Source organism: Butyrivibrio sp. INlla14, assembly GCF_900102515.1.
In the GTDB taxonomy this organism is placed as follows: Bacteria; Bacillota; Clostridia; order Lachnospirales; family Lachnospiraceae; genus Butyrivibrio.
In genome coordinates this window covers 1-23,990 of sequence record NZ_FMVS01000039.1, presented here as the reverse complement: position 1 = coordinate 23,990, position 23,990 = coordinate 1, and the positions used below count along the sequence as shown (strand labels likewise).

22 protein-coding genes are annotated in these 23,990 nt (G+C 38.4%); all 22 read right to left on the bottom strand.

The window, feature by feature from the left end; translation table 11 throughout:
* Positions 1-1,049, bottom strand: a 1,049-nt coding sequence (locus BLO53_RS17490) for an IS66 family transposase (protein WP_242875400.1), incomplete at its 3' end; no start/stop codon positions are given.
* A complete protein-coding gene (locus BLO53_RS17485) occupies positions 1,027-1,977 on the bottom strand; it encodes a LicD family protein (protein WP_092064610.1) in 951 nt (316 codons plus the stop codon). The genes BLO53_RS17485 and BLO53_RS17490, both read right to left, overlap by 23 nt.
* Positions 1,978-2,046: 69 nt before the next feature.
* Positions 2,047-2,418: a hypothetical protein gene (locus BLO53_RS17480; RefSeq protein ID WP_092064607.1), complete on the bottom strand. Its 372-nt coding sequence runs from the start codon at positions 2,416-2,418 to the stop codon at positions 2,047-2,049.
* Complete coding sequence (locus BLO53_RS17475) at positions 2,411-3,679, bottom strand: hypothetical protein (protein ID WP_092064604.1); 1,269 nt, start codon at positions 3,677-3,679, stop codon at positions 2,411-2,413. Before BLO53_RS17475 ends, BLO53_RS17480 begins: the two co-directional genes overlap by 8 nt.
* 21 nt (positions 3,680-3,700) lie before the next feature.
* Positions 3,701-3,937 (bottom strand): hypothetical protein, encoded by a 237-nt coding sequence (locus BLO53_RS17470; RefSeq protein ID WP_143003272.1) that lies wholly within the window; start codon positions 3,935-3,937, stop codon positions 3,701-3,703.
* Positions 3,928-4,524 carry an SIS domain-containing protein gene (locus tag BLO53_RS17465; protein WP_092064599.1) on the bottom strand — a complete coding sequence of 199 codons (597 nt, stop codon included), beginning with the start codon at positions 4,522-4,524 and terminating at the stop codon, positions 3,928-3,930. Before BLO53_RS17465 ends, BLO53_RS17470 begins: the two co-directional genes overlap by 10 nt.
* Entirely contained in the window at positions 4,524-6,074 is a 1,551-nt protein-coding gene (locus BLO53_RS17460) for a sugar phosphate nucleotidyltransferase (protein ID WP_092064596.1), read from the bottom strand. Before BLO53_RS17460 ends, BLO53_RS17465 begins: the two co-directional genes overlap by 1 nt.
* A 131-nt stretch (positions 6,075-6,205) precedes the next feature.
* The gene (locus BLO53_RS17455) at positions 6,206-7,324 is read right to left on the bottom strand and encodes a class I SAM-dependent methyltransferase (protein ID WP_092064593.1); all 1,119 of its coding nucleotides are present in this window, start codon (positions 7,322-7,324) and stop codon (positions 6,206-6,208) included.
* Between the two features lie 18 nt (positions 7,325-7,342).
* Complete coding sequence (locus BLO53_RS17450) at positions 7,343-8,527, bottom strand: hypothetical protein (RefSeq protein ID WP_092064590.1); 1,185 nt, start codon at positions 8,525-8,527, stop codon at positions 7,343-7,345.
* 30 nt (positions 8,528-8,557) lie between these two features.
* Positions 8,558-10,009, bottom strand: a complete 1,452-nt coding sequence (locus BLO53_RS17445) for a glycosyltransferase family 4 protein (RefSeq protein ID WP_092064587.1) — start codon at positions 10,007-10,009, stop codon at positions 8,558-8,560.
* The gene (locus BLO53_RS17440) at positions 10,006-11,097 is read right to left on the bottom strand and encodes a hypothetical protein (RefSeq protein WP_092064584.1); all 1,092 of its coding nucleotides are present in this window, start codon (positions 11,095-11,097) and stop codon (positions 10,006-10,008) included. The genes BLO53_RS17445 and BLO53_RS17440 overlap by 4 nt, the downstream gene beginning before the upstream one ends.
* A complete protein-coding gene (locus BLO53_RS17435; RefSeq protein WP_092064581.1) occupies positions 11,078-12,391 on the bottom strand; it encodes a WavE lipopolysaccharide synthesis family protein in 1,314 nt (437 codons plus the stop codon). Before BLO53_RS17435 ends, BLO53_RS17440 begins: the two co-directional genes overlap by 20 nt.
* Positions 12,392-12,410: 19 nt before the next feature.
* Entirely contained in the window at positions 12,411-12,974 is a 564-nt protein-coding gene (locus BLO53_RS17430; RefSeq protein ID WP_092064578.1) for an HAD family hydrolase, read from the bottom strand.
* A 1-nt stretch (position 12,975) separates the two neighbouring features.
* Positions 12,976-14,040 (bottom strand): hypothetical protein, encoded by a 1,065-nt coding sequence (locus BLO53_RS17425; RefSeq protein WP_092064575.1) that lies wholly within the window; start codon positions 14,038-14,040, stop codon positions 12,976-12,978.
* A complete protein-coding gene (locus tag BLO53_RS17420; RefSeq protein WP_092064572.1) occupies positions 14,037-14,882 on the bottom strand; it encodes a phosphotransferase in 846 nt (281 codons plus the stop codon). The genes BLO53_RS17425 and BLO53_RS17420 overlap by 4 nt, the downstream gene beginning before the upstream one ends.
* 39 nt (positions 14,883-14,921) lie before the next feature.
* The gene (locus BLO53_RS17415; RefSeq protein WP_092064570.1) at positions 14,922-15,926 is read right to left on the bottom strand and encodes a DUF1796 family putative cysteine peptidase; all 1,005 of its coding nucleotides are present in this window, start codon (positions 15,924-15,926) and stop codon (positions 14,922-14,924) included.
* Between the two features lie 18 nt (positions 15,927-15,944).
* Complete coding sequence (locus BLO53_RS17410; RefSeq protein ID WP_092064567.1) at positions 15,945-17,318, bottom strand: glycosyltransferase; 1,374 nt, start codon at positions 17,316-17,318, stop codon at positions 15,945-15,947.
* Positions 17,319-17,869: 551 nt separating this feature from the next.
* The gene (locus BLO53_RS17405) at positions 17,870-19,372 is read right to left on the bottom strand and encodes a polysaccharide pyruvyl transferase family protein (RefSeq protein ID WP_092064564.1); all 1,503 of its coding nucleotides are present in this window, start codon (positions 19,370-19,372) and stop codon (positions 17,870-17,872) included.
* Between the two features lie 22 nt (positions 19,373-19,394).
* Entirely contained in the window at positions 19,395-20,630 is a 1,236-nt protein-coding gene (locus tag BLO53_RS17400) for a radical SAM protein (protein ID WP_092064561.1), read from the bottom strand.
* A gap of 20 nt (positions 20,631-20,650) precedes the next feature.
* A complete protein-coding gene (locus BLO53_RS17395; protein ID WP_092064558.1) occupies positions 20,651-21,634 on the bottom strand; it encodes a hypothetical protein in 984 nt (327 codons plus the stop codon).
* 2 nt (positions 21,635-21,636) lie between these two features.
* The gene (locus BLO53_RS17390; protein WP_176757345.1) at positions 21,637-22,593 is read right to left on the bottom strand and encodes a nitroreductase family protein; all 957 of its coding nucleotides are present in this window, start codon (positions 22,591-22,593) and stop codon (positions 21,637-21,639) included.
* A gap of 90 nt (positions 22,594-22,683) precedes the next feature.
* The gene (locus BLO53_RS17385) at positions 22,684-23,526 is read right to left on the bottom strand and encodes a hypothetical protein (RefSeq protein ID WP_092064552.1); all 843 of its coding nucleotides are present in this window, start codon (positions 23,524-23,526) and stop codon (positions 22,684-22,686) included.
* Between the last annotated feature and the right edge of the window lie 464 nt (positions 23,527-23,990).

The window sequence follows — 23,990 nt, the reverse complement described above, 5'->3', positions numbered from 1 at the left end:
AAGATCTTCGATACGCTGTCATATACGCTGGATTCTGAATCCTGTCTTAATGACAGAAGCATGCTCATGCTCTGACAAAGGTAATCAATGCTCGCATCCGAGCGGAAACTCATGACTTGGTGTTGCTTGCGTTTATAGGCACGCAAAAGACGTTCCGCCATGTTATTGTTGTGCGGAACTCTTATATCATGTAAAAATAGCAGATGGCTGGATTTATACTTCGCCATGTGTCTGTATAAGTTATAGCCTTCCCTATAGTATTTACTGGGTGGAATGTATTCGTATTCTTCTCGGGCTTCTTCCAGGATGCTGTCATATCTTTCTTCAAATGCCATGACAGTTTTTTCATCAAATCCTGTGGTTTCATCAATGCCATTTCGGTAATGAACCATTTCCCGCAGAAGTTTATACATCTTCTTATTCCATTCCCGATCAGGCTCATTCTGTATGCTGTCTTTACAGTATCTCAGGATATGAGCGATACACTCCTGATGGCCACTGCCATAATTATAAAAGGTGGTGTCATGGTCATGGATGAATATCGCTGACTGGTTAAGGTCGACAGGGGTATCTTTTATTCCTGCATGACCTTTGTTTTCCCTGAAATAGTACTGGGCAGTCCCATCCGGAGCAGCAACAATAAATACAAAACGGCTGCTTCCATTGCTTCTGGCATTGGTGTTATCTGTATGGAGTACAGGCTTCTGCATCAGTGATGCAAAAAGCTCTTTCTTTTCCTTATCCGTTTTCATGGAGAATTCTTTGGAGAGACCATTGACCATGCCTTTTGAAATGCTCAGTTTTCCGTCAGTGAGATCTGAAATAAGTTTGATGGTCTTGTCTATGGAGACACAGCATTCATTATTAAGGATGAATGCAAGTGCTTTGACGCTGCCGCCATAGTTTACGTCATTGATATATCCTTCAGGGAACTGCGCGTGGGATCTTTCGCCCGTCTTTGAATTATAGTAGACTTCAGCAGCGTATTCGTTAACATCCAGGAAAAACCTCAGATTTATCATCTGTTTACGGATGGGTTGATGCTGCATGGACAGGCGTCATGTAGTCCTCACCAAAGCGGCTCACTAAAACTTCGTGATACATGGCAGGTACTGCAATCTGCGTATTCTCAAAAGGCACAAGATTCGTGGTCTTCACCCACTCTTTTTCTCTGGACAGATCATTCTGAAGATAGGCCATGTGCGGACAGTAGTCCACTCTTCCGGCCTCGTTTTCAGGGCATGAAGAAGCAATAGCTTCCGCTGCAAGAGCCAGCTGATTCCTAAGGCTCTTTTGCCCATCTATGGTTATAGTGCCGTTGTAGAATCTGTGGAGGTAGTCTTCAAGATCTTTTAACTGATCAATGAAGTCCTGCAGCTTGCCATCAGGGGCTCCCTGGTCAGGGAGCTGTGGCAGGTTCTTTCCGGCGATCAGAGCTCCGCCATTGTACTCCTGCTCCACTTCCACGCAGGTATGGACCATCTTGTAAGTATAGGAATAAAGCTGCTTCATAAGCTTTTTCTTCTCAGGATCCCGGGGAATGTAATCCATGGGAAAAATGTCGATGTAGCAGATAAAAGGACAGCCATAGTACTCCTGCATACGCACATCGTCCCATTTCAGGGTGTCTGTCTTATGAGTTGCCACAGCATGAAAATTCACGAAAGTCTCGGTATTGTACACGCTTCGGATCGTCAGCCCTCCGCCAATCTCGTCCGCATGTTCCATAAGTTTCATGAAATCCGCTCTGGGCATAGAGATATCCACATCATCATCCCAGGGGATAATCCCGCCATGGCGTACCGCGCCAAGGAGCGTACCAAAATCCGCATAATATGTAAGGTCATACTTAGCAAACAGCACCTTAAGCTCCTCAAGGATCTTCAGATGTGCTGCCCAGCAACGCTTCATCATCTCAGGGACATTGAAGCCTGAACGTATTTCGTCTTTAAAAAAGGATTCCGGAAAAGTTAACATAGTTGCCCTTATATATCTACGATCATTATTTGTTATCTACGGTAGCCTTAAGTTTGCTAGCATCTACGATCACAACTCTCTACGTATCTCCGGCATTTCAAACTGATCTCTGTCCAAATTTATGGCAACAGACATTTCAAGCCCGGAAGGCTTTCTGTCGTTGACAAGAATGCGTTCTCCCATTGGCATGTTGAAAATGATTTGATCGTAGCGAATGTTGTTCTCTTTTAAGAACTTCAGAGTGATCTCTTTGTACTCGTCCACCCTCGATGTAAGTATAATTATCCTGTCTTCTGAAGGTATGGCATCAATGTATTCCTGCGCACCGGGCAAAAGAGTATCATGTCCATCTATCTTGTAACCATTGTGTTTAACTATCGTTCCATCAATGTCAAATATCCAGGTCTTCGGTAAAGTTGAAAGAGTCAATTGATCAGCCATTTATCTTCCCCCAGTCAATCTTATCTACAGCAACTATGTTGTAGTCAAACTGCTCAATGTAGTACATATCTATAGCTTTCCATTTTGTATCACTGTAGTTGTAATCAGGATAAAGAGCTATCTTTTTAGCCTTAGCTTCCCGGAGAATATCGCACAGTCCACTTCTGATCCCGACAAACGTTCCTGCTCTCTCCACCACCGACCTCATCTCCATTAGTGACGGTGAGATTGCATCTGTGCCCTCCAGCGGAAGCTCATCATCAACCACATTTGTGTAACACTTGTATCCTCTCGAATTGTAGAAATTTACTGCATCTCTCCAGATTTCATGCCCAATTGCCGGAACAGACTTCGCATATGGGGAAAAGACAATGCTCCTACCCTGAGGAATGTCCTCTATCTTCGCATACCCGGGCATCACTCCCGAAGGCTTAGCCGCCTCAGTGTCCTTTGGAAGACCATATACTCCGCAACAATATATCTGTTCCAGAGGAATCTTTTTTATATACAGCGCCTTACTCAGGTTAATAACATAAGGCCTGTCCTGATGTGCGATAAAACTGCTCTTATCTCCCGTGTATAGAGCAGCCTGAATCATAGCATCAAGCTCTTTTTGCTCATAAACCTTAACACAGTAGTTCTCGTCAAACATGTGGATCACATCGGCAAGAGTTTGCCTGACTACGCAGAATACTGCTTTCTCTATTCCCCGCCTCCTTGCAAATGCCGGATAATAGGAAATCATAAAATATATATCTCCTATCGCGTTAAAGGGGCAGAACATCTTAAAGTACCCGGGATACTCTTTTACAAGTTCCTCCAGAAGCGCCTCCCCATGACGCTCTCTCGAAGTCATTCTCTCTATAGTATCCTCCAAAAGTGAGTAATCAGCGTATGTATTGTAATCAATAAGCTTACGTATCGGCCCCATATACCCCAATGAACGCAGCTGCTTATGCATAGATGAATAGAACCTGGAAGTAATAAGGGCAACAGAATCCACCTCGCCGGTACCATTCTCTAAAACATCCTGTACCCACTCCGGATTTACGACCTTAACGCCTTTATACTCAATCCCCTGTTTATCAGGGTTGTTGTCAAGAATCGCAACAGGACACAGTCCCTTCTTTTCCAAAAGATCAACAAGCTCAAGGGTGGCATTGCAATGTCCAAAGAGAATAATCTTTCTGCCGGACAGGTGCAGTTCTTCATCTATTGAATTGAGGTTAGCTGTCATCTCTTCGTAATTCTGTCGCTCCATAATCCTCACACTTTAGTCATTTCACGATCTCTTAGCAGCCAACAACGCCTCGATCATTTCTTCTTTTGTCATAAGACCTGTCTTTACATAGTTAAGCATACCGGGATAACGGGGATCATCTTTTATTACGTCAATTTCATCCGAATATTCATAGAGGTAATAATACTTGTTAAATGCATCATCCGGCTCTTTCACGTCAGCCTTCGCATTCTTCAGTGCATCCCGGTAATCAGGTTCATAGTTAATGATCATCTCCACAGATCCTCACCACGCAGACGCGCTCCAATACCGCCACCGGGATGATTCTTTTTAAAATCGTCCAGTGTGACTCCCATCCTCTTGCAGAGCTCAATAGCAATCCCCTGAAGGACGATAAGATATATTGTCGTTGAATTGTTAGGCATTATATCCCACATATCGCCTTCGTTGCGAAGCTTCATTATAAAGTTCTTATCAACATATTCTGTAGTCTTACACTTTTCGGTAAATGAAAGAAGCCAGGTATTGGTTCCCCGCTCCTTAAGATACTGAGCAAGAGCTACAGTCTCATAAGTATTGCCACCTTTTGAAAGCAAGAATACAATATCATTCTCACTGATCATTCCAAGATCTCCATGAACAGCGGTATTGGTATGAAGGAATCTCGCGTCTATCCCTGCTGAATTCATGGTACCAACGAACTTCTCGCAGATAGGAACGTTTTTACCAAGGCCACTGGCAATTATCTTGCCTCCTCGCCTCAAGGTTTCCTCGCACTCATCCACCAATTCCCTGTACTGCTCTTCATCAATGGAGTCCATTGCCATCCTGATAGTTTCAAGTACACCACTGTAGTATTCCAGCATTAGAGCACCTCCTCAAGATAATACAGTCCATTGTAAAAAGATCCGCAGATTGAATCATAGTCTTGCCAGGCATAGGTTGTAAGCGACAGCCATATGACCGCATGAAGGAGTTTGATCTCAGACTCGCTAACGCCGGTAAGCTCAAAGAAATCTTTCTCCATGTCTTCCCATCCATTAGACTTAACAGAAAGCTCAATTTCTCCCGGAGCCAGCCTTTCGATAACCTTGCCATCAACTATTGAGTGTCCGCCAATGTCCAGATTAAAGTCCTTGAGATTAAACCTGTCATAATTTCCAACTATAGAATAGTACAGCTTGGCCCAATCATATCTCTCATCACCATAGATCTCTGTAAAACCAAAGTATCCGCGGGGATCGATCAGCACCGGTTCTCCATTATCGCGTATCATGAGATTTGAGAAGGTACAGTCTCCGTGTATGAAACTGAATCTGTCGCATGTCAGTTGCTCTAATGCCTTTTCCAGCTCATCTCTATGGTAAAAGACATTTCGGCAATCCCTTCCATTTATCCGTATAGTTTTTTCCGCAGCAAACGGAACCAGATACTGGATCCTGGAAAGGCGCTGCATCGTCTTATTAAAATATGCCTCCTTCAAACTGAAACTATCAGCTGGAATATGTTCTGATTCATGAAGCATCTTAAGCGTATCTATAAGACTTGTAAGAATGCGCTTCTTGTCTTCGTATCCGTAATTGCACTCATATATATTTTTGCCCCGGATATACTCCATCTTTAACGGAGATGTTTCATATATCAGTGGCAATCCCTTGATATTCTTGTCCTTGGCCTTTAAGTACCAGTTACTCTCCCTTTTGGCCAGTGTCACACCCTGCTCATCCACAGGCTCTTTTGTAAGCACATCTCCTTCCACAGTAATCCTGTTAAAGGGCCTTGTCTTTGTCTTGCCCAGTTTCTCATATTCCTCTAAAAGACCAAATTCCCTGGTCCCTGCAAGGCTTATCTCCTTGAACTGCAGTTTCTTTCCCTGCATCCATCTGACAAGTTCACCGCTTTCCGGGACGTCTGCAATAACAGATTTATTCCTTAACAAAAAGAATCCTGCCACTCCATGTTCAGTGGATCTCTCCTCAACAAACTCTCCGTTTTCAAATTTCCATCTGCAATTAAAAGTAGCTGAAATACCTACATAATCGTGCTCCGCCTTCTCCTCTGCAGCGCTGTACTCCGGCGGAAGTTCAAACTCATCAGGCAGGATAAGGTCTGACCACACCAGCATGAACCGCCTGTCATCGGGAATAAGATCAATAGCCTGCTTAACGCCTCCGCAGGTACCTGTGCCTGATGCATCCACAACCTGATATTTCACATCTGCAAAGCACGATAAATAAGAACGCAAAACGTCCTTCTTATAGTCAGCTATTATCACAAAACGCTTATCCGGAAATCTCCTGAACAGGTAAAAGAGCATCGGCAGATTCTCTACCGGTGTAAGAGCTTTGGGTTTGTTTTTAGTCAGATAGCCTAGACGGGTTCCTTTTCCGCCGGCCTGAACTATGATGTAGTCCATAAAAAATCTCCTGGTGTAGAGTAATTTCATACCTTACATCAGATGCAAGGTATGAAATTGTCAAAGTGCTAAAACAAGAAGTTAAACAGATGCATATATAACCTATTCTCTATCATCTGCCAAATGGCTTCTCAATTCTTTTTCACAACGTAAGTAGAAGAACTGTACCCAGAGTTAGTGCCAGTATCATAATCCATATAGCACTCAAGCACATCACATCCAGCTTGTTTTATGGTCTTAAATATTTCGTTCTGCGGAAGAACATGCATATCTAAAGATGATTTGTCTCTAATCCAGTCATCGTATATGAAACTATATCCCTTTAAATAGCTCGGAACTTGAAAAACTCCCGCACCATTAGGTCTTAAGGAATGCATCATCTTTGAAAGCAAAAACTGTATAACCGGCGGAACATTATGTTGTAATACCAGCACTGTGTAAAAAACATCCGTTTCCGGCAAATCGTTATAATCTTCTACTGATTTAATCAGGTGAAAATCAACATTGTCTTTCTTAATATACTCTCGCGCAATATTCATGTTCCCGGAAGATATGTCATATGCATGTACGCGTTTAAACCGCTCTACCAGTGCAGATGTAACTCTGCCACAACCACAGCCAATTTCCGTAACGTCCATCTGATTCGCTTCTATCTCCGACTTGATTATTCCATTTCGAACCAGAGTTTTAACAAGCTTATCACATCTTTTTTTTCCAGATTTGTAAAAATCCTGAATGTATTGCTTGTTGATGTTTTCAGATAAATACTTTCTGTGGGTCAGCACAGACCAATACGGCTCAGTATCCCCCAATCTGTTCCATTGTTGCGATGTTCTTTCAAACAGATTATTTATCTGTTCTTCATTTACTTCATCGATTCTCATCTTAGGATTGCAGAAATCAAAGATTTCTCCTTTGAATCTATCGCATTCACAATAAACATCTACAATCGGTCTCTTGATGCCTCTAAGACCTGCTATTAGCTGATCTCTTACCTCTGTGTTGATGACCGAAAACAATACTACATACCAGTCCTCTTTCTCACAGAGCTCATCAAACGAGATAATGCCAAGTCGCTCATCAGAAACGTGATTGTCGACCAGAGCCAGTTCCTTTATCCCAAAATTCTGATTCAGTACGTTTTTAACAAGTCTGCCCATTTTCCCTGCCGGATAAACAACAAACCTATCGTTTCCGAGTTCGATCTGTCTTTTTATGATATCTTCGATCAACTCCACATAGTTTTCCATCCCATATCTGCCTTCACATTATTGTTTAGATAAACCCTCAATTATTTGATCAATTATCAAATCATCACTCAAATCATAAGTGCAAATACTCTGTATAGGTAATTCCTCGGATATATACCTCAGGTCCCACTCCCTATACATATTTTTATCTGAATAAAGGACAATCATTGGCACCTTGCAAAAGGCCAGAACATCACATAATCCGCTCCGCAATGAGATTACAGCCTTACAGTTTCTAACTACACTTACAACATAAGAGATGTCACCTGTAAGAGCCTCAGTTCCTGGAACTACTGCCTCTTCAGGACCTTTCACATTAGTAAATGCAGAATAACCCAGTTTCTTCAAATGACTTGCCACTCTCTCCCACAAACTGATTTCCAGAGATTTTATTGAATTGGCATAAGGCATCAAAACTATACTATTAGCATCAAGGCAATCTCTACTCTCTGTTTGTGTAAAAGCAAAGTCTTCCAAAGCTAGTTTGGAATGCTCAGATAACCCCATTACTTCCCTGCGATACTGAGTTACCATAGAGTCCAGGATGACGTTATCATTTCTAATAAAGATCATGTCCAGTTTCTTTTTAAAGTGACCGTACAGAAAATTCTTAAGTTCCCAGGTTTGAGTCCTGATTGCCCAGCAATTCAGTATTTCGACCATAGAATCGTCGGCAATGACTTCATCAATAAAAGAAAATGCCTTAGGTATATCAGAATGAGATTTCTTAACTATTGCACAAACCTTTCTCCTGTTTTTAGCTTTCTTATATTCATCAAGAAACGCGCATACATATAACGTATCACCTATTCCATAAGGGCATACTATATATGTTGTATCCTCATCAAATTTATAATCGCCGATGCCCAACAAATATGAATCTGATGCATCAACAGGATCTAAAAGATCATTATCCACATAGATATTTCTATATCCTTTCAGTAACAGACGTGTCTCTATCTCTTTCCAGAAGCCTGAAGCAACAATAATACGCGCCTCTGTGCTCACCTCTGAAATAGTACACACTCTCTTCCCCCAAAAGAAGGTTCCTATCCTGTCAGAGTCGTCTCTTTCAATAAATCCTTGTATTCTGACATTAAGATACCTTAGCTTACAGAACACATCACCAGCTTTTATTCCTGTTCCATAAATATATAATTCACTTTTATTCTCAAAAGCTAAATCAAATAGTTTTTCTGCCATAATTCTTCTCTGCAATTTCATCGCATATACTTAACGTATCCTGTTGACATCTGATTCATAAATGAATATATCCTGAGTTGCTATCCCTTTTTCAGTGAGCCAGGATGCAATCTCTACAGCTGTGAGCTTATCCTGTACAGTGATCACAAATCTTGCGGACGGATACCGGGACACAGCTTCTTCCGGCGTGCAACAATAATATTCCGCATCATTTTCAGTCCGGGGCTCCATGCGCTTGTCACAAACGCAAGTGATCACAAGCGAAGTTTCTTCACTTACTCTTCTTATAAGTTCCTTGCCTTTGGCTCCCATTCCATATAACACGATGTCTTTTTCAGGAAATGCCATGAACCTTTCGGACAATTCCAAGGTCTTTTCCTGCGTTTCCCACAAAACCGTATCACTTGGAGTTCTGTAGGTTGCCTCTGTTTTAAGAGTTTTAGCAACTATCTCTTTTAATGTTTCAATCCAAACCTGTGCTCCACTTTGTCCGGACAGTTTTTTGTATCTCTCAAATCCACGTTCTATAAGCGCTTTCGAGAGTTGCTTATCTCTAATAATCTTATCAATTTCTCCGGCTACAACCGACGGTTCCCGGGAATTCACAAGCACTCCGCCATCACCAAGCGTGTCGGGAACTGCGGTTTCATTTACCGCCAAAATAGGAACCTTTAAATACATTGCCTCGAGCAAAGGTCTGCAAAAGCCCTCATGAGCACTCATACACAAGTATAGATTCGCGATATAATAATACGCCAAGTACTCCGACCACTTTAAGAATCCCAGAAAATGTACGCTATCTTCGAGCCCACATTTCTTCACAAGATTCCTCAAAAAGAAACTGTACTGATCACTTTTTATTGCTCCGACGAGAAACAGTCGGGATTTCTCATTGTAGTTTCGCTGGTAGTACTCGAACGATCTGATTATTTCTTCCTGTTTTTTATTTGGAAAAACTCTTCCCGTGAAAAGAATGTTTGTTATTCCATCGCTATACTTTTCAATAGTCTCCTTATCCGGTTCGGACTCCAGCTGCGCCTGCTTGACAGTATTTACAAGCACGTGGATTCTTTCCTTTTCCCAGCCGTGCGCAACGAGTGTATTCCTGCTAAACTCCGAAAAAGCAATCGCTTCAACAAACTGGTTCTTAGTATCATTAAGCTCGTACATACCACATGCACAGTCCATCCTCAGACTGTCCAGATTAAGACCGATAAGCAGTTCAGGATATGTTATGTTGTGAAAAACCAATACCTTTCTGCATTTGACAAATTGAAGAAGAGGATCCATGCGAACAGACAAATGATAAAAGATAATATCATCCTCGTTAAAAAAACCGTTCTTCAGCATAGACGGTTCAATAAACAGATTAAGGATTTCCGTTTCGTATCCGGCAGCCTTTAAATGATCATCCATTATCTGGACGGTATTACCTACCCCATCATCGTATAGTGTGCCAAAAAACAATTGAATTATCTTCAAAGATTAGCCCCTTTCATTAAATCCTTCAAAAAAAGTGTATTTAATCCATAACTATTAAGTTTGCATGCTATATCGCCATCATCGGGTATTGAAACCAACACCACATCAACTTGCGGCAACTTTTGATAAATCGAAAAGCTGTCTATTCCCTTTTCGCAAATCTCATTTCTGTCTATTACATACTGAACGTCAAAGTTCTCCGCCTGTAAGCTATACCTTACTCTTTTCCCTACATTCCCATAACCATAAATGGCAGCAGAACCATATCCCAGTCGCCTCAATTCACCTGCTATAGATAATACCGATTCCGATGCCCTGGTATTTTCTTTTGCAAAAATCTTTTTCATCTCAAACAGATCAAAAAAAGCCTTGTTGGGATACAATATGTCCAGATCAGCTGCGAAACCATAGATCAAATCACAGAAACCTGACCTTGACGATATAACCTTTTCCGCATTGCAGCCAAGAAATACCAGTTCTTCAAGTGATAAGTCTACTGCATACCCCTTATAGACATCACTATGAGCATCGCAGTTAACTACCACCTTATATCCTTTATCCTCATACTCCGAAATCATCTTCAGGAATAGATTATCCTGAATTCTTTCTGAGTCTGAAGCACTTTTCATTTCAGGTGCAAGAAGGATTATATCTTTATAATCCGTATACCCCAGTTTTCTCCTTAGCTCTCCTTTTGATTCGGGACAATACACAGGAAAATCAATCCTCAGTCCATGTTCAATCCCGTAATGCTCACATAACATATCAACAAAGCTTAATCTGTGATTTAAAAAACTCTCATTAAGCTGCTCTTTTCCAAATGCCGGATGTGCCACAAACAGTTTCCCGGGAGCAGGCTCTTTTACAAATTCCGCCATCTGCCTCAGCTCATTATTTCCAAACGCCTGAAGCTCATAGTTTGTAATTCCATATAACTTTGGAACAATTTCCTGCGAAGGTTTGATTACAGGAACAACTTCCGCACCATATCTATCCTCTATGTGCCTCTTTAGGCCACAAAGAATCATTGCATCGCCAATTCCATATGGAACTACCATGTATATTGAATCACTTTTTATGCTTTTCAAAATAGTTCACCATTTGCTTATTGGTCATAAGAGCCTCTTCTTTGTAGTAAACCCCACTATTAGCAAAGCTCTCAGGTGCATATTTTGTATTTAGTATCCTATGCTGGCAGAAATCAAGAATAACGAAATTATTCATCATGACCTTCTCGGAGAAAGATACTGTCTCGTCGCTCCAGTCAGTCCAGTCATCAAATTTAATATCGCCAAACTTATTCCTTACACATCCCAGAAAAACATGCTGTTCTGTTGTGTACCTCCACGAATACTTATATTTGTTCTTATGTGCCCGATCAGGATACTTGCATTCATACCCGGCCATTTCTTCTTGAGGTATAAGATCTACATTGTCGTACATCTGCTTTATATCTTTTGTCAGTCCAAAATAGAACCAGTCCGACGGGTGAAAAGGCTTGGCTACTCTATGCCGTTTTCCCTTTGTATCACGGTACACAAAATCATTTCTTGTGAATAATTCTCCAATAATTATTTTATGTTCAAATATCGAAAACTGCTCCTCTCTTAGCGGATACTCGTCAAAATAGTCCAAAAAAGAATTATCCAAAAGAACCAGATCGCTTCTAAGCTTCAATGTGAATTTGGTCTTAGCCTCACCAAGTCCGGCCTTCGTGGATACAATCTGCCTGTTCCCATTATTGCTTATCGGAAAATCTGCATACAAACCACATTCACATGCTCCGGGATCATTGGACTTAATAAGAAGATCACAATCAACGCCCTTACAATCGCACTCTTCCCATGTAGAAACAATGACTCTAGCTTCAGGCAAATACTTCCTGACGCTTCTTATAGTGTTAGGAGTAACATTCCTATCAAAGTATCCCTGAATGATAACGGTAATGTCTTTTGAACTAATACCCGATTTGTTATTGCTAAGAAGTTTCTGGTCATGCTTAGCTATCAGCTTTTGAAGATATGAATTGTAGAATGCGTCCATTCTGTCAACATCATCCCACACAACCCTACAAAGATCTCCCTTAGTCCCCGGAAAATTCATTGCAATCATCTCAACATTGGTCAATGCAAAAATATTAATGACTTCCCCGGGTTCAAACATAATGGCATCTCCTTTGCCAAATATTCTGCCATCAATGTCTATCTTCCCCTGGTTTATATAAATTACCCTTTTATCATTTCTCCTATAATATGCCGCATCCAGAGTATATTTACTTGCGCCTCGTATACATATTTCAACATCCTTGCTTCTAAGAATATTGGGTTCAAAGTCTCCTATAAAATATCCCTTTTTCATTTCTCTAAGGCAAATCTGTTTCATATCCTGTAATAGCCTTTCTTTACAAACACACCAGATACGCAGTTATCCCTAATCTCTTTGCTGCCTCAACAGCCTCATCGCCGTCATCAAAATATACCGTATCTTTATGCCCACACTTAAAGTGTTCTATGGCTTTTTTAATTCCTTCAGTATCTGGCTTAAGTCGTTCAACGTCCTCAGCAGTGACCACATAGTCAATTTCAATATCCTTAAGGAAAAGATCTATTACCTTCTGTGAGTTCTTTCTTGCTGCCGTTGTCACTATGGCAATGTTGTAGTTGTCCTGAATACCTCGTATTACATCCAGCAAAAATGTATTTGCCCTGCCATGTCTCTTAAGAATTTGCTCATAAACATCGGATTTTCTGCCATGTATCTCAGACAGTATATTAGGATCAGTTATACCTGTTTCCCAAAGAAAATCCTTATAGTTTCTCCCGTAATATTCATCCCGGAATTTTTCAAATGAAACAGGCCATTCTCCGTATACTTCTTCTACCGCCAGCTTATACGCCTCATAATTGGCCATGCATGTATCCACCAATGTCCCATCAAGATCAAATATTGCAAGCTTATCCTTCATATCACACAAAGTCCTCTAGGAATGAACCCTTTGAAACATTTATACTCTCACAGGCAGGATATGGAATGTCAGGAGAAAACTCCTTTATAACCGTCTGATGCGACAAATAGCAGTTGGGGATTGCAGCATGCACCACAATTCCCTTTTCGCCAAGCAGTCTGATCAATTCCTGCATATTTTCATCGTCCATAGAAGATAGAATTATCAGCTGTGCTCCTGCATCTGACAGTTCTTTTATCTTAGCAATGTTCTCATTGATAACGCTAAACTGCCCGTTCCAGGAATTACTTCCGTATTTTTCTTTCTTAGCACAAACGATGCTCTCGGCATTTATGATATACGTTTTTTTCTTATCCAGAACTTTATACCAGTCCTGCAGAGTTCCCCAATCCTCATAGTCTGCAGCCTCAACATAGCTGTATATGCTTTTCTTCATCCCGATCAGATATGATATTACATGACTTATGTAAATTTCACCTTTTAGGTCAGGAACCTTTGAAAGATGTTCATATGCTTCGCAGAAAAGATCCGCATCTCTGAAGCCGTACATTCCTATACTGATAAACTCTGAAACTATCTTCTTCTCAATAATATCAGTGATTATCCCCTGGTCATTAACCATCAGAAAGCTCTTGGCTGCCAGACGTTCAATCTCATCAGGAAATGTATGCATATTGATTCCAACAACAAAATCCTTATTCTCACTCCCGGATACATTTATATAATTATCAGAGTCCTTAACAGCCACGCTTCCATTGATGCTACACTTCTTAATAGTCTGATATACAGTCTCAGCTTGACAGGACGTAAACGAATCCAATATGCAAAGCCTGAATTTCTCACTCTGTTTAAAGCCAAAAACGTCCTCAAGTATTTTGTCCGCTTCATACTGATCGGCATGTTCTCTGACAATAGTAATCACGACCTGATCAAAACCATCTATGTCAAGACCGGTTAATGCCTTTTCCACCATCATTGATCCGTCCGGATAATATAACATCCATTTCGGTCTTACATTTGGAAATCGGGATGATCTTCCTGCGCATGGAACTATTAGTGTATTCAAGTCAGCTCCTCCTTGATAATCTTTGTCATAATCAGTTTGATGGTATCAGTAATGTATCTTTGGTCAAAAGAGCCGTTAGCGTACGGTATAATACGTAAAAAATTCATGAGTACGATATGGTATACCGTGTCCAAGATGCATTTTCCTTCAGGCATATCCAAAATAGCTTCTGTGAGCAGATCTCTAAAGACCGTCATCCTCACACACAGATTAGATGATCTTTCCTTCTCACGATAGGACCACATATATTCAGCATCCTGTAACAGCTTAGCGGCATCAATCATCCATGAATCATAAAATGAATCGAGAAAATCAATGAGATACAATCTTCCTCTTTGAATAAGTATGTTCTCCATTGTCATGTCCCCGTGACATGGCGAGTTGATCACATAGTCCCAAGAATACTCTCTCAGAAGCCTGATTGCTGAAGAAATGCTTTCATCCAACTGTCCCCGACATCTTTCATTGATCTTGGTTTCTATTTCTATAAGTTTATTTTCAAAGATTTGTCCGGCGCTTTTATCGTATGTTCTGTAGGAGCAAAACACATCCGTAAAACATTTGATGACATCCTCCAGCTCAGATAATTCCATAAGTTCCATTTCCTCAGCCAGAGTCTTGCCATTAATATATTCCATCGTGAAATAATAGTGCCCATCTATGTATCCATCATCAAGCACATTGCAAGTTCTAAAGCCTGGAATAGACAGCTTAACCTGTTTAATCTTTTGTTCCTTAAGACGTTCATTGTAAGATAAGTCAGCGGCAATTTTCCGTACACATTTTCTGCCGCCTATCTCCGTTATCTCAAGTTCGCAACCACTATAACCTCTTAGTTTCAAGAAAAGACTCCTTTTCTATCTAAATACCACACTTTCTGATCATTCTTCATCGGATATCGGTCTCATATTATAATCCAACAAGTAAACGTACTTATACTCATGCTCATTGAGTATTCTTTTTATCTTTTTCGCTTCTGACTTATCGCCAATGCTAACAACCATTGTCACATCTTTCGGGTATACAGAGTACATTCTAACTGGTAATTTGTTTATTTCTTCGGGGTTGTCCATCATTGAGGACACCGCTATTCCATCGACGTTAATGCCTATATTGGACAACCAGTACAAAACACGCGCACATTGTGTCCCTGCTCCATATATTACTATTTGTGCGCTATGATCTCTCAATTGTTTCCATTGCATTCTAATTGCAAATGAATTACTTGTAATGTATTTTCCTAAAATCTTTGACCAAACAAATATATTCCCTTGATAAATCTGTCTGCCTTGTTCTGTATCATTAAGTGTGTATTCAATGTAAGATAGTTTTCCTTCGTCAAAAACATTTTCTTTCTTATAGGAATCATATGGCATTCTTTCATTGTGCCTAATATTGATCAAGCGAATTTTTAGATGTGGATATATTTTTGAAAACATTTGCAGAAAAAAACACATATCTTCCTTGGTTTCTTCTCTACAGGAAACCAATACGATATTAGACGATTGTTTTAAGTATAATTCTAACCTTTTAGCACGAAAGTCCATCTTCTCGATGAAGCGTGGTTGGGAATCGATCAGCCACATGCTTTGAGGGAAATGATGAATTGAAATAATATGATTATTGATATCATTGATTCTTAACATGCCAGCTGCTGCTTTTAATGGTTTCTCTTTGTCCAATTCAATATTTCTAAAGAAATCACTGAATCCAGTTTGAAACAAATGAATAACAGTATCCAATGAATAATCCATCATCCAATCTAAAGGCATTGAAAAGTCCCTTAGATAATTTAATTTGAGGTTTTCTGCCGGCCGACATCTCATCCCTATAGGAATCATTAAATCACAAAAATACTCTCCGTTCATCTCCTCTTCTTCATACATCTTAAATCAACCACCTTCCTACCATATGATCTTATTCTCAGAAACATCTAACGCAATTAGCTTTTCTCTTATTTCCTGCATAACACTCAATTTGTCTACTGCTATAACCACGTAATCATAATCACACTCTATAATCTGTTCCGGCGGCTTAATAATGCAGCCATATATCTCGCCCAGATGCTCCGCATTGGAATCAAGCCATCCGGTCACAGTATACTTATTCAATTCTGAATTAGTCCTGTATATCTCCCTTCCCCTGAATCCGGCACCGAATATTACAATCCTGCTTTTATCCGGAACTCCACTTATAGAGAAAAATACTCCCTTGCTATCAGTTAGATTTTTTCTCACTTTAGGCATCGTCTTATAATACTCAGCCTCTCCAACCAGTCGATGAATTATTCTGGCAAAGAAAGCCAGCTCCCCATGATTAACAAGTTCAGAAATATCAACATATTCCGTATCATTTAAAAACTCATCACGTTCAAGAATATCAAGGCACATATTCTTGACAAAGCCATTATCAAAATATTTCCCGAATATTTTGTAGTTTTCTTCAGTTATTATCCGTTCATGACCACACAGATTAGTTGCAACAAGTTTTGCAAACGCCTTTTTTGTAGCATCAAAGATACCTTTTTTTACTAATGTATCCTTCATAGAAATAAACAGTTCAAAAAAGTATTCAGGCGCTTCGCTTTTCTTTACAAACCAGGATATGGAGGAGGCGTTACCAAGTCTATACTGAATAAGCTGATTACTTACTGTTGATATGCGTTCAGCCATCCCCATAAGAATCACAACAAAATATGCATCATTGAAATAGGGAACACTTTGAAACTGTACGCCTGCCTCCCTCACAAAACTTAAGTCATACATCTTATTCCAGGCAGTCATTGCAGAAAACAAATAGATATCATCCGGACAATCATTATATGAGAACGTATCTTTGTCCGGAGTAATATCATTTCTCAATATATGCCCGACATCATCAGGATTGTAGATTTCACCGCTTTCAGAATTAAACTGTAATGCATCGCAAACCACAATCTGAGCATTTGTCTCAAATGCTCTTTTGTACATTGTCTCAATAAGGCCGGGGGAAAACCTGTCATCCGCGTCCAAAAAAATAATAAACTCTCCGTTGGATGCGTTTAGGCCCATATTTCTTGCTATACCAGCGCCCATATTAGACTGTGAAATGATTTGTATACGTTCATCTTTTCCCGCAAAAAACTTCAAAACCTCCAAAGATCCATCTGTAGAGCCATCATCAACGCATATTAGCTCAAAGTCAGTAAATGTCTGACATAAAATATCTGATATTGCATCTTTCAAGTATATTCCTGCGTTGTACACAGGCATTACTATGGATACTCTGGGTTTACTCATAAAAAAGTACTCTCTCCATTCAAAACATAGTCCATAATACTATTTTACCACATTATAAACGTCATTACGTTAACTATGTGTATAATTACAAAAAGCGGGAAGTGGGAAGCCCACGCTTCCCACTTCCCACTTTTTTGCAGTCTGACAGGTTACTTGACACAACCCGGATAATGGATTCCGACACTGTTGCTCAGATCCGTAGAAGATATACATATGAATGAAGCTACCACAGATCAGATTATCCATCTATAATCTGTCAACACAATACAAATCTGAAGAGAACTTTTACCTAAAGCCCCGACATAGTACATGGTATAAAATGCTGGAGCTTTAGGTCCCAATATCCGATTTTTTCTGGGCTTGCGACCATTTTAATATGTGATTTTTAATCGTTAGGGTTGTGTGTCAAGCTATGGTCTGAACTGTAACCTGATATAGAGATTTTTGGTTATGTTTTCAGCATTTGAATACTCATTACGGTTGCTTTACACTGGCAATCAATCCACGCCTCTTTCCCAAAACAATAAGAGCATCTTACTCATGTTTATTTTTCATTTCGGATCATCAAAAATCGCAAAACAATTCTCACTTTGAATATCTCTCATTTTTTCACGTATTATGTTCAAATCAACATCTTTCTTAGTCTCCAACTTATCAATCATTCTGCAAATTTTACTAATGTCAATTTTCTCACGAATATCATACAAATAATCTTCTTGTCCCATAATTCTCATCAAACCATTATACTTACTTGACCATCCTATCGCTATGCATGGGATAAATAATTTATATGCATGAGCAAGTGCATGATAGCGAGACGATATTACAAAGTCCGCATGCTGGATAGTTTCTGAAAAAGCAAAGCAATCATATAAATAATCCAATACTATGACACTCTCATTTCCATCATACCTAGCTTTTAGATCATGAATTATAGCACTTTCATTACTGTGTGAAACAATATATACTTTTTTCCCAAAACTTAGCAAATAATCAATGATTTCAAAATACATATTAACTAATTCTTCAACACTATGATAGCGTAAAAGATTAGAATTAGGAACAATTGCCACACCACCACTTGCTATACAACATTCCTTTTTTTTATTTTCGTTTATATCCAAATATACATCTCGGGTTTTCAAATCCGGACACTGTAAAACCATATCTGCGGACAAACTAACATTAGAAAGTCCTAATACTTTCTCTAGTATTTTTTTCCCCTCATCTTCCCTAGCATAAACGACTTTCGCATATGAAAAAAGTTCCTTCATTTCAGCTAATTTATATTTGGGATAATCTAATGGTCCAAAAGATTGTGGCATAAAATAGTATGGAATATTGAATTCATATGCCATCTTAATATAATTCAAAGTTCGCTCAGTATCGCCAAATCCTCTTTCAGAAGAAACACAGTATCCACTGACATCAATAATCCCCGTAAGTCTTGGAATAATCTCACTACACACACTGCCTTTTTCTCTTCCATCCTCTAGAACTATCATTCTATAGTTTCGTTTTTCATATATTGTATCCCAGAAATTTGGGCAAAACCATATTGCACAATTATTATATCTTCTTCTAAGTTCCTTTATTGTTACAAATGTCATTGCTTCGGATCCCTTATTGTCAAAGTTCGCTCCAACAATCAAGAATTCTTTGCTATTTCCCAGCGAAAAGTTCGTAATATGACACTTTCTCAAATAAAAATAAAGACTAAAAATCTGAGCTAATGATATTATTCTTTTCCCATCAATTCCCTCTTCAATCAATATTTTTCTAATTTCCTCATAATGTCCAATAGGGGTAACAACAATAGGACACCCATACCTAATTAGCTCATCATACGTCTTATTATTTTTCCTATCAAATGTTGCCAATATCTTCAGTGTTCCATAACTTCTTAAGTCATTAAGTAGTATAGTCCCCATTTCTCCCATTCCATAAATGCATATACTATCAACTCCTATCAAACTAAAAATTTCCGAAAAATGACCTCCTTCCGAAAAAAAAATGGATATGTTTCTAAAAAGTGAAAATGCATCATTTTTCATGGTTTACCTCATAATAATCGATTCACATTATCTTAATCATTGGCTTTAATAATAACTTGCTCTTTATTCTTTCACATTGTGAACATGGCGAATCCAGTTCGATTTTTTCGCCTTTCAACAAGTTAGCAACAACACTTTTATACTTTTCAGAATTTACCGCTTCCTGAAGTCCTTTTTCAAAAACATTTACCCCCCAATCTGTATTCCTAGTTGAACAACATCCTAGCAATCTCCCATCATAATTTATTTGCGGCGAATATAACAATTGGTTGCACACATCGCAATAATCCTTATTTTCAGCTATCATATACTCTTTTCTATTAAAATATCTTAAACCAGTTAACTTAGATACTTTTTCCTTATCTTTTGGTATATACTCACCGTCCCAATCCAATTTGAATACCAAACGCATATCCAATTGATTAGCCAAATTGACAGCAGCTTCTATATCATCTTCATTATGTTCAAACAAAATAAACTGCCAAATAATAACTGGTAACTCTGTTTTATACTTTTTCTTAGCATCGTTAATTCTCTTGATATTATTGAATACTTTATTTATATCTCCATTTCTGCGGTATTTTTTATAATTATCCTGTGAGACACCATCTATTGATATTGTAATGCTCTTTAACACCCCGTTCCTTACTAATGATTCCTCAATTCCATCCTTCATATAATTTAAGTTGACACCATTATTCATAGTAAGTTCTACATTAAACAATGCAGCGGTTTCAATTATTTTATTTAGCTCAGGATTCAAAAAGACTTCCCCATAATTTGATAGTTCTATATTTTTAATAGAACTATTATCTATAAGAAATTTCTTGAAGTTTTCATTTGTTAAGTATCCTTTTCCAAGATTTGCATAATTCTCTATACGCATAGGACAAGTCATGCAATCTAGTTGACATACCGTAGATGCCTCCAGTCTAACTTCGTGTACTAATATTTTTACATCTTCATAGCTTTTTAAAAAATAAGCTATCATCTGCTCTTCAGACCATATGCTTCTCTCATCTAAAGCATACTCTGTCATTAAATATGTTTTTATCTCTTCTCTTATCGACTCAAAATAAGTACAAATCACCACTTTCATAGATGAAATGGTCTTTAAAACGACTGGATCATCTACAGTTATACCGCATACGTTATTTTTATTGGCATCAAAATAATACAAAATATGTTTGTCTATATTTGAAAATGTACTCTTTAGCCTTTTTAGTTTTCTTCCACATCCCCATATACAAAAAATCATATTACTTGCCTCTTATCATTTTAGTTTCCAGAAATCGCTTCAATATAGTCTAAAAACTTTTCTAATGTAAACTTATTTTTTTGTTCCATAGTTATTTCTTCTTTCGAAATAGCCATAAGTGAATCATCTATAGCAATAAGTCTACATTCTGAAGTGGAAATGTCATACTCGATAAAAAAATTCGATTGCCATGGCGGCAATATCAGCTTATGTCCATAAAATATGTAAGTATTATTAAAACTTGGTCCACTAGTTTCTTGCTTGTCCCATACGATGCGATTTTCTTCATCTAATATTGATTGCCTAATGTTTGAATCAACTATTAATAGCCTGTCCGCAACTAAGACTTTTCTTATCTTAAAATCTTTATCAAACTCTTCTCTTTTTATATTACTGGAATCATATAAAGAATTCGGATCATCATCATATACAATAAATAACTGATTATTCCAAAAGCAATAATCTATAATTTTTCTTCCACTACTATGATAATAAGTGCTCATTTTGCCTGTGTTTAATTCAAAACAGATAATCATTTCTCTATTATCCGCTAAAATATATATCGTATCATCGAGAAATAACCTCTTTTTAATCTTCCCATTACTTCCTCTACGTTTTATTCCTTCTCCCCACGTTTCAACCACATTGAACTCGCAACTAATAAAAGAAAAGACATACATATTATCTGAATAATATTGTGGTACAAAGTAAATCTGATTCTCATAAAAAAAAGCATCCGATGCTTGCATTCCTCTTGAAGCAACATTACCGATATATTGAAGATTTAGATCAAAATAATATATGTAAACATTATCTAGTCCGCAACATATCAGCTTACCATCATGATAGAACACTGCCCATCTATAATTATTGTAATCATCTATTTTTTTTAGCTTAATTACGTCCCACGTATTCAAATCAACCGCACATATACACCTGGTCCCATATGGAACAAAATATAATATTCCATCTATTAAGGCATTAGTTGCAATTAAATCATACATATTTAATCCCCGATTACTTTTACTGAATTTCTTTTAGAGTTTTTCGTTACCAGATTACTATCTGCGTAATTCCCCATTCCTAAAAACAGGATAAAAACCTCAGAATCATCTATGTTAAGAATTCTTCTAACCTCTTCTTCTTGTTCCTTATGAAGGCTTGCACTAAGCGGAACAACTGCTATTCCTTCTGAGTGGAGTGCATTCATCAAATTCATAGCATATAGACCGCCATCAATATATGCTTGAAACAACTCCCTATCTAAATTACAAAAATGAAGATCATATGTAATTAATGCAAGTATTTTTATTTCTTCTCCAAAACCTTTATTTCCATTTTGATATCGCAAAACTTCATTTATACGGTCGCGATTAGTAATGATATACGTTGTCCATCCTTTTCTATTACACGCAGATGGAGAATAATCAGCCAATTCCACCGCATAAAGAACATCTTCAAGGACTAATTCCTTATCCGAAAAGTGTCTTATGCTATGTCTATCTTTTACCATTTCCTCATAGTTCATTTGGCGGTATTCCATTTTAGGTTTACTTTCATATTTCAATACCGCTTTTTCATTTATACGTTTTCCAGGAATTGAATCTAACTTTTTTCTTAATTCCTGATAATCGTTTATTTTATATGCATTCTTTTTAAGATATTCTTCTGCAGCATTTAAGCCCTCTTCATAGAAGCCTTCAGAAATACTATATTCTTTAGAGTATGATAAAAGTAGTTCTACCAAACTATCGTATGCTTTTCTTCCACTTCCATAATTATAATTACTCATGGATAATCCTTTTTGAACAATATGTGTCCATCTTCTTATACTGCCTTCATAGGAAGCTTTGCTGTTATAACAATCAAGTGATGGATCAAATGCATATTTTTTGTATTTATTCAAATACTCCAATGCCTTTTCTTCTGCTTTTTCTATGTATTCTGAAAAATTATTATTCATATATGAGCTCTTTCTGTAATTTTTTTTCATCAAAGTTATTAAGAAAAGGGCATTTGCATGCCCCTTTCTCAAATATAGTCATATGTTTAATTAGCCATTTGGTTTTGTAAATGTAAGTTCAATCTTGTCACCAGTATTAAATACTACTTTGTACTTTTTACTAGCTCCACCTTCCATTCCAACGAGAATCTTGTCTACCCAATCACCACTAAATGTAATAACATTACCACTTACAGAGTAATTAGAACTAGCTAATTCGCCACCATCTGGTTTCTCAACTCCTGTTATAGAAGTCGCTGCGCTTGCACCTGCACCAAAGTTTGTAGTTACTGCGACAGCTGTTCCTGCTGCAAGGTTATAAGTTGTTGTAGCAATTGAAGGAGCTGCATCTGTTGGCTTTGCAGTTACTGTCCATGTTAAAGTGACAGCAGGAGCAGCAACATTTTCAGCTACTGATTCATAAGTTCCACCAACCTTACCGCTAAGTGTTACGTCAACGCTACTCCAATTAGTAACTGAACTCTTTGGTTCAAGAGTATACTTACCATTTGCATAAGCAATATCAAAATTATCTGGCTGTCCAGCAATATCTTTCTTAACTGTAACGCCATCTGTTCCAGCAACGACAATTCCTGTAGCTGGTGTAGTGTCGCTAGAACCTGCAGCGATTTTAAGTGTCAAAAGAAGTGTAGGAACAGTTGCTGCTGCAAGATCCTCAGCTGATGTAGCCAAAGGCATCATTGTCTTATCAGAATCAGCAGACGCTAATGCTGCAGTTGCCTTAACTGAAACCTGTGCTTCAGCATAGTTCTTAGCACCAAGAGGAACTGCATCACTAGTAGAAGAATATCCGCCACCTGAATTTGCAAAATATACCTTATCAGCATTAGATGTAACAGCAGTTGTGCCTTTAATCTTTCCTGCTTTAGCCAAGATATTTTCAGGGTCAACTGTAAACGCAAATGTTCCATCTCTTGAAGAAGTCGGTAGAACCCCTGTGCATACCGTGGTATCAAGATGACCAGTTGACTCACCTGCACCTGTAGCACCGTTAATATCCCTAAAGTCGTAAATTAGATACTCAAAACGATTATTTACTCATTTTTATTGCTTGGCCATATGGCGCAAATCCTTGAGAATACTGACATTTGAGGACTTTTTGTATTGATTTTTATTTGAGTATATATTATAATAAATATATACTCAAATAAGGAGAGTGCCTTATGCCAGCAAAACCATCAGGAGAGATCAAAACAAAAATAGTACGTCAGCCTCAGAAGAACGGTGATATCTACATTCTGGAGAGGCAGACCATCTATGATCCCGACAAAAAATACAACAAAGTACTAAGCAGCAAGCTGATAGCCAAAATCCCAAAAGGGGAAAAAGATCCAGTT